Below are 14,749 nucleotides of genomic sequence, written 5' to 3' on the forward strand. Positions count from 1 at the left end.
AGGCCAGGTGTGTAAGCGCGGTGACGCGTTGAGCTGACTGGTACTAATCGCTCGATTGGCTTGATTGCTCTCATGATCACTGTCCGTGATCATGATTTTGGACAGCCTCAGACGCCGGCGGGAACGTCCGTTCCCTTGGCTTTCCCGTGCATGAGCACGGGCGGCCGGTCGGCCTTCGCGGGATCTTCGATCCCGGGAGTGTTGAGGTTGAGAGATAAGACCTTTGGGTTTGAACTGTGAAAAGTTCAGGCCGGCGCCCCTGGCGCCCTTGCCTGTTTGTCCTTCGCCGGTCCGGTGATTTGAGCGAGGAGCATAAGAACCCGATCCCATCTCGAACTCGGCCGTTAAACTCCTCAGCGCCGATGGTACTGTGTCTCAAGACCCGGGAGAGTAGGTCATTGCCGGGCCTGCCAAGGACAAACACAACGCCTCTTTATCGATATCGACAACGCGAAACGCGGCGCTTCTTCACAAGAGCGCCGCGTTCGTGTTTGTCCTCGAGATCGCCTTCGAAGCCTGCTTCGAAGGCCATGATTGACGCGGGGTGGAGCAGCCCGGTAGCTCGTCAGGCTCATAACCTGAAGGTCACAGGTTCAAATCCTGTCCCCGCAACCAAACAGAAGCCCTCGCAGGCGAAAGCCGCAGGGGCTTTTGCTGTCCAGCATAAGCAAGATAAGCGCCTCAAACGGCCCGAAAAAACATCCCTTCGTTCAATAACAAAGATTGAAGAGGCCCATAGACGAGGCATGGATTCCCGATAGAGTGGCGCAGAACCGTATTGCAAACGGTCGTAGCCTTCACCAGGGGAACATAGTGTCCATGAAGTTGACCCGTCGCGAGTTGGCCAAGATCGGCCTCGGACTTGGGGCTGCAGCCGCCCTCGGCCGTAATGCTTTTGCGCAGGCGCCTGCATTCTTCCGGATCGGGACCGGCGGCACGGCTGGAACCTATTATCCCGTGGGCGGTCTCATCGCGAACGCCGTCTCGAGCCCGCCGCAGCTCGTCCTGACGGCTCAGGCGTCCAACGGCTCGGTCGCCAACGTCAATTCTATCGTCTCCGGTGCGCTCGAATCGGGCTTCACCCAGGCCGACGTCGCCTACTGGGCCTATAGCGGCACAGGGCTATTCGAAGGCAAGGGCAAGATCGAGGATCTGCGGCTCCTGGCCAATCTCTATCCTGAGAGCATCCATCTCGTGGCTGCGAAATCAGCCAACATCAAGTCCGTCGCCGATCTCAAGGGCAAGCGCGTCTCCCTCGACGAGCCCGGCTCGGGCACCCTTGTTGACTCGCGGATCATCCTCTCCGGCTGGGGCCTGAAGGAATCGGATGTGAAGGCCGACTTCCTGAAGCCGAACCAAGCAGCCGAGCGCATGCGCGACGGCGGACTGGATGCTTTCTTCTTCGTCGGCGGCTATCCGACCAGTGCGATCACGGAACTCGCGGCCACCGGCGGTGGCGTCGACCTCGTTCCGCTGGCGGGGCCCGAGGCCGATGCCATCCGCAAGCAATACAGCTTCTTCGCCGCTGACGAGATTCCGGCCGGCACCTACAAGGATGTGGCTGCCGTGAAGACGCTGGCCGTCGGCGCCCAATGGGTGACCTCGGCCAAGGTGCCGGAGGCGGTCGTCTATGAGGTCGTGAAGGGTCTCTGGAGCGACAGGACCCGCGCGGCTCTCGACGCCGGCCATGCCAAGGGCAAGCTGATCCGCAAGGAAAGCGCTCTTGCCGGCGCCGGCATCCCCGTGCATCCGGGTGCGGAGCGCTTCTACAAGGAAGCCGGTCTCCTCAAGAGCTGATCGACACCAGCCCTCCAGTCAGCCTCCCGCGTCAGTCGCCGCGGGAGGCGCTTTGCTTCCCGTCCAAGAGTACGTCATGACCGCCACCGATGCCCATGTGATCATTGAGAACCGCAGCCTCGAGGAGAAGTTCGATCCCGAGATGCGCTTCCGTCCCCTGCCGACGGGAACCGCGTGGCTGGTTGCAGGACTTCTCCTGACTCTCTCGTTCTTCCACTACTACACGGCAGGCTTCGGATTGCTGCGGGAGGCCACTCATCGCGGCATCCATATGGCCTTCGTGCTCGGCCTCATCTTCCTGGTCTTCTCGGCATCCAAAAAGGACTATGACCGGATCGCGCCTTCGAGCTGGTGGCGTCCGGGCAGCATCTCGCTGATCGACTGGGCTCTTGCGGTCGCCGCGGTCGTCTCCTCTCTCTACGTCCCTTGGATCTTCAGCGAGCTCGCTTTCCGGGTCGGCAACCCTTCGCCGACCGACGTGGTGATGGGGACGATCCTCATCGTCGTCCTGCTGGAGGCGACGCGCCGTTCCGTAGGCTGGCCGCTTCCGGTCATCGCCATCGGCGTCATGCTCTATGCCTATTTCGGCCCCTCCATGCCGGGCATCCTGCAGCATCCCGGCGCGTCCTGGTCGAACATCGTCAACCATCTCTACCTCACGAGCCAGGGCATTTATGGCATCGCTCTGGGAGTCGTTGCCACTTACGTCTTCCACTACGTGCTCTTCGGCGTGCTCGCGACGCGGGTCGGCCTCGGCAAGCTCTTCATCGATCTCGCCACCGTTGTCGCCGGGCGCTATGCAGGCGGACCGGCGAAGGTCTCGATCTTCGGCTCGGCCCTGTTCGGGATGATCTCCGGCTCCTCCATCGCCAATACGGTGACGGTCGGCTCGCTGACGATTCCGGCCATGATCCGGGTCGGCTACCAGCGCCATTTCGCGGCGGCCGTCGAGTCGGCCGCCTCGACCGGTGGCCAGATCACGCCGCCGATCATGGGGGCCGCGGCCTTCCTCATGGTCGAGTTCCTGAACCTGTCGTACCAGACGATCATCCTGGCGGCGATCGTTCCGGCCTGCATGCACTTCTTCGGCGTGTTCATGCAGGTCCATCTCGAGGCCAAGCGAGCCGGGTTGAAAGGGCTGCCGGTGGAGGAGCTGCCGAACGCTGGAAAAGTCATCCGTGAGGGATGGCAGACCATCATGCCGCTTGCTGTTTTGCTGATCGTGCTGTTCTCCGGATTTACACCTTATCTGGCCGCTTTCTGGGGCATCACGGGCTGCCTCGTCGTCGGCGCTTCGCGGGTTCCCGTCATCACCATCGGCTTCCTCGTCGCGATCATTGCAGGGATCGCCACGGGCCTTCTCACGCAGCTCGTCTTCGTGGGGCCGGTGCTGGCTTTCGTCCTGGGCCTCCTGATCTACACCTACCTCAGAAGCGAAGCCGGCAAGGCGGTGGTCATCGACCTCATCGACGCCTTCGTGGTCGGCGCGAAATACGCCATCGGCGTGGGTGCGGCGGCGGCCACCGTCGGGATCATCGTCGGCATCGTCACCCTCACCGGCGTAGGCTTCAAGATCTCCTTCATCGTCACGTCCTTCGCCGCGCAGCTGGCTCAAGGCTTCATGGATCTCGTGCCGGCGGGCCTTGCCGACATGAAGGCGATGACTCTGTTCTTCACCCTGCTGATGACGGCTATCGTCTGCATCCTGCTGGGCTGCGGCGTGCCGACCACGGCAAACTACATCATCATGGTCACCGTCGCGGCGCCGGCCCTCGGCCTTCTCGGCGTCCAGCCGCTCGTCGCCCATTTCTTCGTCTTCTATTACGGGGTGCTCGCCGATATCACGCCGCCCGTGGCCCTGGCCGCTTATGCCGGGGCCAGCATGGCGGGCGCCGACCCGTTCAAGACCGGCAACACGGCCTTCCGCCTTGGCCTCGGCAAGGTGCTGGTGCCATTCGTCTTCGTCTATGGGCCGGCCATGCTCATCGTGACGCCCGAATTCACCTGGCCCGGCTTCCTCTTCGTCGTCGCCGGTGCCGTGGTGGGCATCATGTTCCTGTCGGCGGCCTTCGCCGGCTATGGACTGACCGTGATGCGGGCTTGGGAGCGCTGGCTCATCGGCTTGGCATCGCTGCCGATCATCGCGCCCGATCCGGAACCGACCCTGATCGGCCTGGCAATGGCAAGCCCCGTGGTCGTGTCCCAGCTGTTCAAGGCTCGCGCCGCACTGGTGCCGAAGCCGGCCTGAGGGCGGATAAGGCGGTGCTGGGCACGGCTCACGCAAGAACCTGAACCATTCTGCCGCGCTCCCGTTGTGTTCTTTGCTTGGTTCAAAGACAGCAGGAGAGCCTCATGGTGGATTACAGGAAGCTTCTGGATGCGTTCGTAGGAGCCATCGGACGTCCTGATCACACTCCGGGGCAGCCTGCTCAGGGTGGCGTGCGCCAGCAGGTCGAGAAAGGCGTGACCCAGGTCACGGGCCAGTCGCCCGATCAACTCCTGCAGAAGGCCAAGGATTTCGCAACCCAGCATCCGGGTCTGACCCAGACGGCTCTGATCGGCTTGGCCGGTCTCCTGTTCAAAGGGCGCAAGAAGAGCAAGCTGACCGGCAATCTGGTCAAGCTCGGCGGCCTCGCCGTCATCGGCGGGCTGGCCTACAAGGCCTATCAGAACCAGCAGGCGGCCAGAGGCGGCGCCGCTGGAGAAGACAACGCGCCGGCTGCTCCTGCCGCCTCTGAGGCGCAGATCTCCGCCCCTAAGCCCGAAGAGGCCGTCGCGCGATCGGCTCTCAGCGTGACGGAAACCTCGCGCTTCCATCCGGTGTCCCAGACCGAGGACGATGCGCTTCTCTTCCTCCGCACCATGGTGGCGGCTGCGGCGGCCGACGGGCATATCGACGAGGCGGAGCGGTCGCGAATCACCAAGGGTCTGACCGAGGCGGGCATCGACCCGGACGCCACCCGTTGGCTCGAGACAGAGATGGCTTCGCCCGCCGATGTGGAGGAGCTCGCCGCTCCTGTGAATGATCCGGAGAAGGCGGCTCAGGTCTATGCGGCAGCCCGCATCGCCATCGATCCCGACACGATCCAGGAGCGCGAATTCCTGCATCAGTTGGCCGAGGCCCTCGATCTCGATCCGGCTGTCAGGACGCAGATCGACGACACGGCAGGGGCGCTGACCTGAGGCGTCTCAGAGAGGCGAGGTTTTCCCTAAAGGCTTGATGCTCTGGTACTTCACCGTAGTCTGCCTGCCGCCTCCCTCCTCGTAGCGCTTGGCCAGAACGAAGCCGAGATCGGGCGAGTACAGATCCGTAACTTCTGACGTGACCTTGCCCTCGGCATTGAGGTAGCGGTTGCGCACGATCAGCACGTTGTAGGAGCAGGCGCCGAGCTGGAACTGCTCCTGGCCTGTCACGGTGAGTTCAAGAGAGACCAGGGCGCCTACCTTGTCGGGCTGAGCTAAAGCATAGGTGATGGCGCGGCGAGCCTTCAGCTCGAGGGGGAATACGGTTCGCAAATCGGAGACGGGGATGTTGATGCTGCGTGCCGTGTCGTCGAAGCGGCTGATCGGAAAGAAGCCCCGGTAGTAGACGACGTGCTGCTTCTTTCCGCTCGGATACGAATTCACCACGTGGACGAAATGGTTCGGAGCTGGCCGAACCTCGGCGGTGGCCCCCTGCTGCTCCAAAACAAACCCCAGCTTCGCCGTCTGTGCTGTCGGACAGTCATTCGCCGAGGCCGTAGACACAAGAGGGGCCACAAGGGCCGCAAGGAGGGTGTATCGAAACATGGCTGGGCTGCTTGGAATGGGCGTGGGCGAACGCAAGGAATGAGATCTTTATGTGCAACCCTATAACGCGCTGCGCTTGTCTTGGAAATGCCGAATGGAGTCTGGTGCTGAGCTTGGATGAAAAATATTTCCCATGCCTCGGCAGCAACTTTCGTCAGGGGATGGTTGATCTCGGCTTCCGCTCCAGATCAAATACCGACTAATTCGGTTACGGATGCCCGAAAGGAAATGAAGAATGGCTGAGAGGCCTCACCGTCGCACTCCCGATCAGCTTCGCTCACGGCTCTGGTTCGATAATCCGGACAATCCGGGCATGACGGCGCTCTACCTGGAGCGCTATCTGAATTTCGGCCTCACGGCCAAGGAGCTGCAGGGCAAGAAACCGATCATCGGCATTGCGCAGACAGGTTCCGATCTGTCGCCCTGCAATCGGCACCATCTGGACCTTGCCAAGCGCGTGCGCGACGGCATCACGGCCGCCGGCGGCGTAGCTTTCGAGTTCCCGTGCCATCCGATCCAAGAGACCGGTAAGCGCCCGACCGCCTGCCTCGACCGCAATCTCGCCTATCTCTCCCTCGTCGAGGTTCTCTACGGCTATCCGCTCGACGGCGTGGTGCTGCTCACCGGCTGCGACAAGACCATGCCGGCCTGCATCATGGCGGCGGCGACCGTGAACATTCCGGCGATTTCGCTCAATGTCGGCCCGATGCTCAACGGCTGGCATCACGGCGAGCGCACGGGCTCCGGCACCATCGTCTGGAAGGCCCGCGAGCGCCACGCGGCCGGCGACATCGACTACCAGCAGTTCATCGACATCGTCGGCTCGTCGGCTCCGTCCGTCGGGCACTGCAACACCATGGGCACGGCCTCGACGATGAATGCGCTGGCCGAGGCTCTCGGCATGTCACTGCCGGGCTCGGCCGCCGTGCCAGCGCCTTACCGCGAGCGCGGGCAGATGGCTTATGAGACGGGCAAGCGTATCGTCGACATGGTTTGGGAGGACCTGAAGCCCTCCGACATCATGACCCGCGAGGCGTTCGAGAACGCCATTGTCGCCAATGCGGCCATCGGCGGCTCCACCAATGCGCCGGTTCATATCAATGCGATCGCCAAACATATCGGTGTGCCGCTCGATTGCGACGACTGGGAGCGCATCGGCTTCGAGATCCCGCTGCTCGTGAACGTGCAGCCGGCGGGTGAATATCTCGGTGAAGAGTACTATCGCGCGGGTGGCCTTCCGGCCGTGATGGCCGAGCTGATCGGCGCCGGAAAGATTCACGAGGATGCGATCACCTGCACCGGCACGACCATCGGCGAGAATTGCCGCGGCAAGCATACCTGGGATCACGACGTGATCCGCTCCTACGACAATCCGCTGAAGGAGAAGGCAGGCTTCCTGAACCTGAAGGGTACGCTCTTCGATTCCGCGATCATGAAGACGAGCGTGATCAGCCCGGAATTCCAGGAGCGCTATCTCAACAATCCGGAGGATCCGAACGCCTTTGAGGGACGCGTCGTGGTGTTCGATGGGCCGGAGGATTATCATCATCGCATCGACGATCCGTCGCTCAACATCGACGAGCACACGATCCTCATCATGCGCGGCGCAGGGCCCGTCGGTTATCCGGGCGCCGCCGAGGTCGTGAACATGCAGCCCCCGGGCGCGCTCATCAAACGGGGCGTTCTCTCGCTGCCCTGCATCGGCGACGGACGTCAGTCCGGCACGTCGGGCACGCCGTCGATCCTCAACGCCTCGCCAGAGGCGGCTGTCGGCGGCGGGCTGGCGCTGCTGCAGACGGGCGACCGCATCCGCATCGATCTCAACAAGCGCAGCGCCGACATTCTCCTGTCGCCGGAAGAGCTGGAGAAGCGCCGCGCCGATCTCGAAGCCCGCGGCGGCTATGCCTATCCGGCGAGCCAGACCCCCTGGCAGGAGATCCAGCGCTCCATGGTCGACCAGCTCTCGGAGGGCATGACCCTGAAGCCTGCCGTGAAGTACCAGAAGGTCGCGCAGACCTTCGGCGTGCCGCGCGACAATCATTGATCTGCAAAAGACGGGGACGAGAGCGGTCATGAACAGACTTCAAGGAAAGACAGCCCTCGTCACGGCGGCAGGGCAGGGGATCGGGCGCGCGATCGCGGAAGCTTTCCTCCGCGAGGGTGCGAAAGTCTGGGCAACGGATCTGGATGTTGCGAAGCTGGAAGGACTCGAGGGAGCTGAAAAGCGCAGGCTCGACGTGCTCTCAAGTGCCGGTGTCGAGCAACTCGTCGCCGAGGCGGGATCCTTCGACATCCTGGTCAATGCGGCGGGTTTCGTGCATCACGGCACGATTCTCGAATGTTCCGACAAGGACTGGGATTTCTCGTTCGACCTGAACGTGAGATCCATGCATCGTACGATCAAGGCAGTGCTGCCCGGCATGCTGAAGAAGGGCGGCGGATCGATCGTGAACATCGCCTCCGGCGCCTCCTCTGTGCGCGGCATTCCCAATCGCTATGTCTACGGCACGACCAAGGCGGCGGTGATCGGCCTCACCAAGGCCGTGGCGGCCGATTTCATCAAGCGCGGTGTCCGCGCCAACGCGATCTGTCCCGGCACGATTCAGTCGCCGTCGCTCGACGAACGCATCGCGGCCCAGGCGGAAAGCTCCGGCCAAAGCCTGGACGCGGTGCGTCAGGCCTTCATCGACCGCCAGCCCATGGGCCGGCTTGGCACGGCGGAGGAGGTAGCGGCGCTTGCCGTGTATCTGGCGTCCGATGAAGCCAGCTACACGACGGGTCATATTCATCTAGTGGATGGCGGGTTCGCGCTTTAACCTCGCGTCCATGGGACGATGCGACTGTCATCCCCTGCGAGCGTAGCGAAGGAAGGGGATCCACCCACGCGCTTATCTGATGGATTCCCTTCCCCTTCGCTGCGCTCCGGCCAGGAATGACAAACCTTACATCGCTGCCATGTCATGGCCAGGACAAGCCAGGCCATATGCATTTCGGCTATCTCTCACCTCATCCTGAGGAGGTCGCTCAAGCGACCGTCTCGAAGGAGGATCAGTGCTCTCTGGTATCTCCTTCGAGACGCAGACTGCGTCTGCTCCTCAGGATGAGGACGGAGGAACACAAGACGGGAGTCACCGGCACAAGGCCGGTGACGACGAAGAGTTGAGACTAATTGTGAAAGCCGCTCAACCGACCCGTCCCGTGTAAGGCGTCTCCGGCACCGGAGTCAGCGGGCCCTTGCCCTCGACCCACGAAACGATGTTGTCGGCCACGAGCTTGCCCATGGCGTTGCGGGTGTGCACCGAGGCCGAGGCGATGTGGGGCAGGAGCACCACGTGCTCCATGTCGATCAATTCCTGCGGCACGCGGGGCTCGTCATTATAGACATCGAGACCGGCGCTCAGGATCGTTCCGGCCTTCAGCGCCTCGATCAGCGCCTGCTCGTCCACGACGCTGCCGCGCGCCACGTTGATCAGCACGCCGTTGGGTCCCAAGGCCTTCAGCACATCGGCATTGATGAGATGGCGCGTCCCGGCGCCACCGGGCGTGATGACGATCAGCACGTCGCAAGCCTCCGCGAGGCCGATCACCGTCGGGAAATAGGGATAGGCAACGTCGTCCTGCTGACTGCGCCCGTGATAGGAGATGCTGACCCCGAACCCGTGAACCCGCTTCGCGATGGCCTTGCCGATGCGTCCGAGACCGACGATGCCGACCTTTCGGCCGCGCAGGGTGGACGAGAGGGGGAAGGAGGCTTTCAGCCATTGTCCCTCGCGCAGGTAGCGGTCGGCCTGCGGGATCTTTCTCAATGTGGCCAGGAGCAGGCCGATGGTGAGGTCGGCCACCTCGTCGTCGAGAACGCCGGGGGTGTTGGTGACGACGATGCCGCGTCGGGCTGCTTCCGCCGCGTCCACGTTGTCGTAGCCGACACCGAAGCTCGAGATGATCTCCACGTTCGGCAGCCGGTCGAGCAGCGAGGCTTCGAGGCGGCCATAGAGCGTGCTCGTGGCCACGCCGCGCATGCGCGGCCCGAGTTCCTTCAGAAACGCCTCCTGATCCGCGTGCTCCCACAGGCGGTGCAGCGTGCAGGCTTTTTCCAGCGTCTCGATGACGATCGGCATCATCGGCGCGGTCATCAGGATATCGGTGCGGCTCATGGTGTTTCCTGTTGTCGTCTGTGGTCAGGCAATGGTGCAACGTGCGCCGCCGCCTCGGCGAAGGGCCTCGTCGATGCTCCTGGCCTGATGCTGGAGCGCCGTCTTCACATCCTGGGGCAGATCGAGCCAATGGCAACCGCGCAGGGCCGCTTCCAGGGCGTAGAGGGCGTTGAGATTGACGCGGCGGGGCAGCATGAACCTGAGGCGCCGATAGGCCTCGACAGCGCCGATGGAGCGAAGCTCGCCGACAGTATGGATGCCGACCTCCGTCAGCCAGCCCTGCGTGACGGGTCCGATTCCGGGCAGGGTTTCGAGGGAGGCATCGCTCATGAGGGCGTCTCCGGCTGTCGTGGCTTCACGCGTTCACGGGAGAGCAAATAAAGCCCCGATGCGATGACGATGCCAGCCCCGACGAAGGTCCAAGAATCGGGCCAGTCCCCGAACAGGATGTAGCCGAGAGCGAGCATCCAAAAGATCTGGCTGTAGATGAAGGGCGCCAGGATCGCCGCCGGGGCCCGGGCATGGGCGAGAACCAGGAGCCAATGCCCGAAGGCCCCATAGAACCCTGTCGTCGCCAGAAGAAACCACACGAGCGGCGAGGAGGGCGTGGTCCAGATCCAGGGCAGAACGGGCGTCACGAAGAGAATGCCGGCGACGCTCGAATAGAGCGTCGTCGTGGCGGTGGGGTCGCTCGAGGCGAGCATGCGGGTCACAATGTTGTAGAAGGCATAGGCCACGGAGCCGGCGAGCGACAGCAGAGCCGCGGGATGCATGGTTCCCAGGCCCGGCCGCGTGATGACGAGGATGCCGACGAAGCCGACGGCGATGGCGGTCAGGCGCTGCCAGCCGACGCGCTCTCCCAGGAGAGGACTTGCCAGCAGCGCCACCAGCAGGGGTGTCGCAAAGATGATCGACTGGGTTTCGACCAGCTGCAGGTATTTCAGGGCGAAGAAGTTGCAGAGGGTCGAGGCCAGGAGGAGGGAGGATCGAATGAGCTGGAGCGGGAGCCGGCGGGTCCTGAGCGCTCCCGGCTGGGTTCGGGGATTGATGACCAGGAAGGTCAGCAGGGCCGCCGACATGTAGCGGGCCCACACCGTCACCATGGGGTCGACGGAGCGGTTGACCCATTTGGCCGTCGCATCGAGGCACGAGAAGCAGAGCAGCGCCCCGCACATGAGGGCGATGCCGATCAGGCGGTTCCGGCGCTGCGAAAGCGGCTTGGGCAGGGATGGGGAGACGGTGTCGGCCATGGTCGGGATGCTAGCCCATCGTGCGGAAAAGTGGATCCGGTTTTCCGCATTGAACGATGGGCCAGTAAGGAAGAAGCATCGCGGTCAGGACGCGAATACCCGCGGCGCACGGCCCTCGTGCGCGCACATCAGAGCTCGGGCGTGTCGGTCAGGCCGTCGCGGCGAGTTCGGGCTCGCTTGTCGCTTCCAGCCCTTCGACCTCGTCGTCGGCCTCGAAGCCGGTCTGGTCGGCGCCTGTGAGGCCGGCAAGGTTCTTGGCGGCCTTCCGAAGGAGCTTGCGCAGACGCTTGCGGTCCTTGTTGTCGAAGCCCTGGAGCAGCTCGGCCTCGACCTCGTCCCAGAGAGCGTCGATGGCGGCTGCCTTGCGCTTGCCTTCCTTGGTGAGCTTCACGCGCACGACCCGGGCATCGCCGGGTTCCGCGTGGCGCTCCACCAGCTTGAGGGCGGACAGGCGCGAGACCGTCTTGGAGGCCGTCGGCGGGCGCACGCGCAGGATCGCCGCCAGATCGCCCATGGTCATGGGGCCGGAATTGCTGAGGGCCTGGAGCACCTGCTCCTGACCGGCGAAGAGGCCGAGTTCGGACAGCTTGTCGCCCGTGCGGCTTCGATGCAGGCGCGAGGCTTGAACCAGAGCCCATCCGACGCTCTTGATGCCCGGATGCTTGTTGTCGGTGTCCATGGTCCCTCGCTGTTCGAAGCGTTGCCTTGCGTACCATGGGTGGAACTCATGACGGTACGATGACAAGCCGGCGCAATATTAACAGGCTAACAGGGCGGGCGCCTCATTTCTCAGGAGCGAGGGCACTTTCGTGCCATCGGCGTAAGAAGCGGTGACTGAGGCCTGCGAGCAGGAGATAAAGGCCGATGCCGGTCAGGGCCAGAAGGACGAGGGCCGCAAAGAGGCGCGGGATATTGAGGCGGTACTGGCTTTCGATGATGCGGTAGGCCAATCCCGACCCTGCCCCAGCGGAGCCCGCTGCCATCTCGGCCACCACGGCGCCGATCAGGGAGAGCCCTCCGGCGATTCGGAGCCCTGTTAGGAAAGCCGGCAGGGCGGCAGGACGGCGCAGATACCACAAGGCTTTCAGCCGGGACCGGAAGAGCGCCAGGGGAGTTCGGGACGCGGGGGCACCATAAAGCTGGAACAGCTCCATGAGGTTCCTGTCGACCGATTGCAGCCCGAGCATCGTGTTGGAGAGAACCGGAAAGAACGCGACGAGCCACGCGCAGGTCAGAACCGCAACGTCCTGCGGCATGTAGATCAGAAGCAGGGGCGCGATGGCGATGACAGGCGTGACCTGCAGCACGATGGCAAAGGGATAGAGAGAATACTCGACGATCCGCGACAGGCTCAGAAGAAGGGCAAGGAAAACGCCGCCGGCCACGGCGAGAGCAAGCCCCAGGAGCGTCGTGCCGAGGGTCGTCAGGAGCGAGGCGCGCAGAAGCGGCCAGTCGGCGATCATCGTCGCGCCGATCAGGCTCGGCGCCGGCAGGATGTAGGGCGGGATGCCTTGCAGGCGCACCGTCGCCTCCCAAGCCCCGACAGCCGCTGCGAAGACGGCAAGCGGCAGGACAAGCTTCCAAGGATTGGAGGCCGGCGCCATCACCCGCGCTCCTCCGCCATATGCTCCAGCAGGATCCGCGAGATCTCTCCGCATAAGGCAGCGTAGCGCGTGCTGGTGCGAAAGTCCTTCGCGCGCGATCCGGGCGTTTCGCCCATGACCTCGGCGACGATGCGGCCCGGGCGCGGGGACATGACCGCGATCCGGCTCGACAGATAGGCGCTCTCATAAACCGAATGGGTCACGAACACCACGGTGCAGCGCAGATCGTTCTGCAGCCTCAAAAGATCGTCGTTCAGCCTGAAGCGCGTGATCTCGTCGAGCGCTGCAAACGGCTCGTCCATGAGCAGCAGGCGCGGCTTCAGGGAAAGCGCGCGGGCAATCGACACGCGCATCTTCATCCCGCCCGAAAGCTCTCGCGGATAGGCTTTCGCGAAATTCTCCAGGCCGACGAGGGAGAGGCTCTCGGCAATGCGCTCCCGCGCATCGTGCCTGGAGACGCCCCGCAGCTGCAGGGGCAGCCACACATTGTCCGCCACATCGGCCCAGGGCATCAGCGTCGGCTCCTGAAACACGAAGCCGATCTCGCTGCGATGATCCTCATGGGTGGAGCCCGGCCAGGCGACGTGTCCCGTGGTCGGCTCGGCTAGTCCGGCGATGAGGCGCAGCACTGTCGATTTTCCGCAGCCCGACGGCCCGAGCAGGGACAAGAACTCGCCGGCACGGATGTCGAGATCGAAACCGGCAAGCGCCGTCACACCATTGGCAAAGACCTTGGTGATGCCATGCAGGGAGGCGAGCGGGGATGCGGGCTCGATCATGGGATGCAGCAGCATTGGGCGAACCGGCGCCGCTCTCCTCTATTTCTTCAGGTTCAGGCCCACGCCCTTGTTCACGAACTGGAGCGTGTAGGCCTTGCGGTAATCGAGATCCGGCTTGAACAGGCCGGCCTTCACCATCTTGTCGAAGAAGTCATTCATGCGCGCATCGGTCATAGCTCCGATGCCGAGCGTTTGCGTGTCGCCGGAATCGACGATGCCGTATTCCTTCATCTTGGCATGGGAATAGGCCAGCAGCTCGTCGGTCATCTCCGGGTTGTCGCGCTTGATGAGCTCCCTGGCCCTGGTGTTGTCGCCGTAGAGATAATGGTACCAGCCGATGGTCGAGGCATCGACGAAGCGCTGCACGAGATCGGGATTTTTCTCCACCACCTCGCGACGGGTTTCCACGGTCGTGGAATAGGTGCTGAAGCCGTGAGCGGCGAGCAGGAACACGTTGGGCCTGAAGCCTGCGGCCTTCTCGATGGTGAGGGGCTCGGACGTGACGTAGCCCTGCTGCACCGCTTTTTTGTTGGCGATGAAGGGGGCCGGGTTGAAGCCGAAAGGCTTCACCTGCTCGTCTTTGAAGCCGTACTCTGCCTTCATCCATTGGAAGAAGGTGGCGACCGCATCCTTGGAGAGCAGGATGTCATTGGACTTCTTCAGATCCTCGAAGGTATCGAGCCCCTGGCCGGGATGGCTGAGGAGGACCTGCGGCTCTTTCTGGAAATGGGCCGCCACCACGATGGTGGGAATGTCCTTCTCCACCGCTGAGAAGGCTTGGATCATGCTGCCGCCCATGTAGAAGTCGAGCTTGCCGACCGTCATGAGCATGCGGTTGCTGGCGCGCGGGCCGCCCGGAACGATGGTGACCTTGAGCCTGTATTTCTCGTAGGTGCCGTCGGCAAGCGCCTGGTAATAGCCGCCGTGTTCGCCCTGCGCGAGCCAGTTGGTGCCGAAGGTCACCTCCGTCAGCGGCTGCTGCGCCAGGGCGCTTCCGCCCAGGCACGCTGCGAGCGCTCCTGCGATCCAGGCATTCAGCTTCATCGGCACTCACCTTCCGCTAGGCAGGGTGGACGGACTGCCTTTCGAGGCACAGGTTCTGCGCGGTTCGATCGAGCTTGGCAAGGTCCCCTGTCAGCCTCGGTTAAGTCCGAAGCGGATGGATCGATCCATATCAAAGAGCCAGCACCTTGGGGCCCGCAGCCTAAGCTGCGAGCCTTGCGGGGAGATCGAGGGTGGCGCGTCGGGCAGCCCGGCTCGATGATGTGTGGTGAAAAGTGAGAGCCGGACTGCTCGTCACGCGCGGTTTGTTTCAGCGGACCTGGATCAAGCCAGGATCGGCCACCCGCGATCACAGGCGTGCGAGACCTGCGGCG

General features: G+C 63.4%; 13 protein-coding genes, 1 tRNA gene and 1 rRNA gene. 7 read left to right on the forward strand and 8 right to left on the reverse strand.

Going from position 1 to position 14,749, the window contains the following annotated elements; all coding sequences use genetic code 11:
* Window positions 1–290 precede the first annotated feature (290 nt).
* From rrf to ILT44_RS20815, 5 genes are all read left to right on the forward strand, one after another.
* Window positions 291–407, forward strand: a 5S ribosomal RNA gene (gene rrf, locus ILT44_RS20795).
* A 131-nt stretch (window positions 408–538) separates the two neighbouring features.
* A tRNA-Met gene (locus ILT44_RS20800) sits at window positions 539–615 on the forward strand.
* A 204-nt stretch (window positions 616–819) separates the two neighbouring features.
* A complete protein-coding gene (locus ILT44_RS20805; protein WP_204241532.1) occupies window positions 820–1,797 on the forward strand; it encodes a TAXI family TRAP transporter solute-binding subunit in 978 nt (325 codons plus the stop codon).
* Between the two features lie 76 nt (window positions 1,798–1,873).
* Window positions 1,874–4,045, forward strand: a complete 2,172-nt coding sequence (locus ILT44_RS20810; protein ID WP_204241533.1) for a TRAP transporter permease — start codon at window positions 1,874–1,876, stop codon at window positions 4,043–4,045.
* 104 nt (window positions 4,046–4,149) lie between these two features.
* The gene (locus tag ILT44_RS20815; RefSeq protein WP_204241534.1) at window positions 4,150–4,980 is read left to right on the forward strand and encodes a tellurite resistance TerB family protein; all 831 of its coding nucleotides are present in this window, start codon (window positions 4,150–4,152) and stop codon (window positions 4,978–4,980) included.
* A gap of 6 nt (window positions 4,981–4,986) precedes the next feature.
* Here the strand turns inward: ILT44_RS20815 and ILT44_RS20820 are convergent, their stop codons facing one another.
* Window positions 4,987–5,586, reverse strand: a complete 600-nt coding sequence (locus tag ILT44_RS20820; RefSeq protein WP_204241535.1) for a hypothetical protein — start codon at window positions 5,584–5,586, stop codon at window positions 4,987–4,989.
* Window positions 5,587–5,821: 235 nt separating this feature from the next.
* On the opposite strand from ILT44_RS20820, the gene ILT44_RS20825 reads away from it, so the two are divergent.
* Together ILT44_RS20825 and ILT44_RS20830 are read left to right on the forward strand one after the other, a co-directional pair.
* Entirely contained in the window at window positions 5,822–7,630 is a 1,809-nt protein-coding gene (locus tag ILT44_RS20825) for an IlvD/Edd family dehydratase (protein ID WP_204241536.1), read from the forward strand.
* Window positions 7,631–7,658: 28 nt separating this feature from the next.
* Window positions 7,659–8,402: an SDR family oxidoreductase gene (locus ILT44_RS20830; protein WP_204241537.1), complete on the forward strand. Its 744-nt coding sequence runs from the start codon at window positions 7,659–7,661 to the stop codon at window positions 8,400–8,402.
* A gap of 366 nt (window positions 8,403–8,768) precedes the next feature.
* Here the strand turns inward: ILT44_RS20830 and ILT44_RS20835 are convergent, their stop codons facing one another.
* From ILT44_RS20835 to ILT44_RS20865, 7 genes are all read right to left on the reverse strand, one after another.
* Window positions 8,769–9,740, reverse strand: coding sequence for a 2-hydroxyacid dehydrogenase (locus tag ILT44_RS20835; RefSeq protein WP_204241538.1), 972 nt, complete (start codon window positions 9,738–9,740; stop codon window positions 8,769–8,771).
* A 24-nt stretch (window positions 9,741–9,764) separates the two neighbouring features.
* Window positions 9,765–10,070, reverse strand: coding sequence for a TfoX/Sxy family protein (locus ILT44_RS20840; protein WP_204241539.1), 306 nt, complete (start codon window positions 10,068–10,070; stop codon window positions 9,765–9,767).
* The gene (locus ILT44_RS20845) at window positions 10,067–10,990 is read right to left on the reverse strand and encodes a DMT family transporter (RefSeq protein ID WP_204241540.1); all 924 of its coding nucleotides are present in this window, start codon (window positions 10,988–10,990) and stop codon (window positions 10,067–10,069) included. The genes ILT44_RS20840 and ILT44_RS20845 overlap by 4 nt, the downstream gene beginning before the upstream one ends.
* A 148-nt stretch (window positions 10,991–11,138) precedes the next feature.
* Window positions 11,139–11,669, reverse strand: a complete 531-nt coding sequence (locus ILT44_RS20850) for a MarR family winged helix-turn-helix transcriptional regulator (RefSeq protein WP_204241541.1) — start codon at window positions 11,667–11,669, stop codon at window positions 11,139–11,141.
* Between the two features lie 103 nt (window positions 11,670–11,772).
* Window positions 11,773–12,594 (reverse strand): ABC transporter permease, encoded by an 822-nt coding sequence (locus ILT44_RS20855; RefSeq protein ID WP_204241542.1) that lies wholly within the window; start codon window positions 12,592–12,594, stop codon window positions 11,773–11,775.
* Window positions 12,594–13,388: an ABC transporter ATP-binding protein gene (locus tag ILT44_RS20860; protein ID WP_204241543.1), complete on the reverse strand. Its 795-nt coding sequence runs from the start codon at window positions 13,386–13,388 to the stop codon at window positions 12,594–12,596. The genes ILT44_RS20855 and ILT44_RS20860 overlap by 1 nt, the downstream gene beginning before the upstream one ends.
* Window positions 13,389–13,412: 24 nt before the next feature.
* Window positions 13,413–14,417 (reverse strand): ABC transporter substrate-binding protein, encoded by a 1,005-nt coding sequence (locus ILT44_RS20865; protein ID WP_204241544.1) that lies wholly within the window; start codon window positions 14,415–14,417, stop codon window positions 13,413–13,415.
* Between the last annotated feature and the right edge of the window lie 332 nt (window positions 14,418–14,749).

It is taken from the genome of Microvirga arvi (genome assembly GCF_016892765.1).
GTDB lineage: Bacteria > Pseudomonadota > Alphaproteobacteria > Rhizobiales > Beijerinckiaceae > Microvirga > Microvirga arvi.

Bases quoted from the DNA above. Each gene is read 5' to 3' on its own strand.
- ILT44_RS20845 (WP_204241540.1), bottom strand. From the start codon at position 10,990: ATGGCCGACACCGTCTCCCCATCCCTGCCCAAGCCGCTTTCGCAGCGC.
- ILT44_RS20815 (WP_204241534.1), top strand. From the start codon at position 4,150: ATGGTGGATTACAGGAAGCTTCTGGATGCGTTCGTAGGAGCCATCGGA.
- ILT44_RS20850 (WP_204241541.1), bottom strand. From the start codon at position 11,669: ATGGACACCGACAACAAGCATCCGGGCATCAAGAGCGTCGGATGGGCT.
- ILT44_RS20865 (WP_204241544.1), bottom strand. From the start codon at position 14,417: ATGAAGCTGAATGCCTGGATCGCAGGAGCGCTCGCAGCGTGCCTGGGC.
- ILT44_RS20825 (WP_204241536.1), top strand. From the start codon at position 5,822: ATGGCTGAGAGGCCTCACCGTCGCACTCCCGATCAGCTTCGCTCACGG.
- ILT44_RS20835 (WP_204241538.1), bottom strand. From the start codon at position 9,740: ATGAGCCGCACCGATATCCTGATGACCGCGCCGATGATGCCGATCGTC.
- ILT44_RS20830 (WP_204241537.1), top strand. From the start codon at position 7,659: ATGAACAGACTTCAAGGAAAGACAGCCCTCGTCACGGCGGCAGGGCAG.
- ILT44_RS20840 (WP_204241539.1), bottom strand. From the start codon at position 10,070: ATGAGCGATGCCTCCCTCGAAACCCTGCCCGGAATCGGACCCGTCACG.
- ILT44_RS20855 (WP_204241542.1), bottom strand. From the start codon at position 12,594: ATGGCGCCGGCCTCCAATCCTTGGAAGCTTGTCCTGCCGCTTGCCGTC.
- ILT44_RS20805 (WP_204241532.1), top strand. From the start codon at position 820: ATGAAGTTGACCCGTCGCGAGTTGGCCAAGATCGGCCTCGGACTTGGG.
- ILT44_RS20860 (WP_204241543.1), bottom strand. From the start codon at position 13,388: ATGCTGCTGCATCCCATGATCGAGCCCGCATCCCCGCTCGCCTCCCTG.
- ILT44_RS20810 (WP_204241533.1), top strand. From the start codon at position 1,874: ATGACCGCCACCGATGCCCATGTGATCATTGAGAACCGCAGCCTCGAG.
- ILT44_RS20820 (WP_204241535.1), bottom strand. From the start codon at position 5,586: ATGTTTCGATACACCCTCCTTGCGGCCCTTGTGGCCCCTCTTGTGTCT.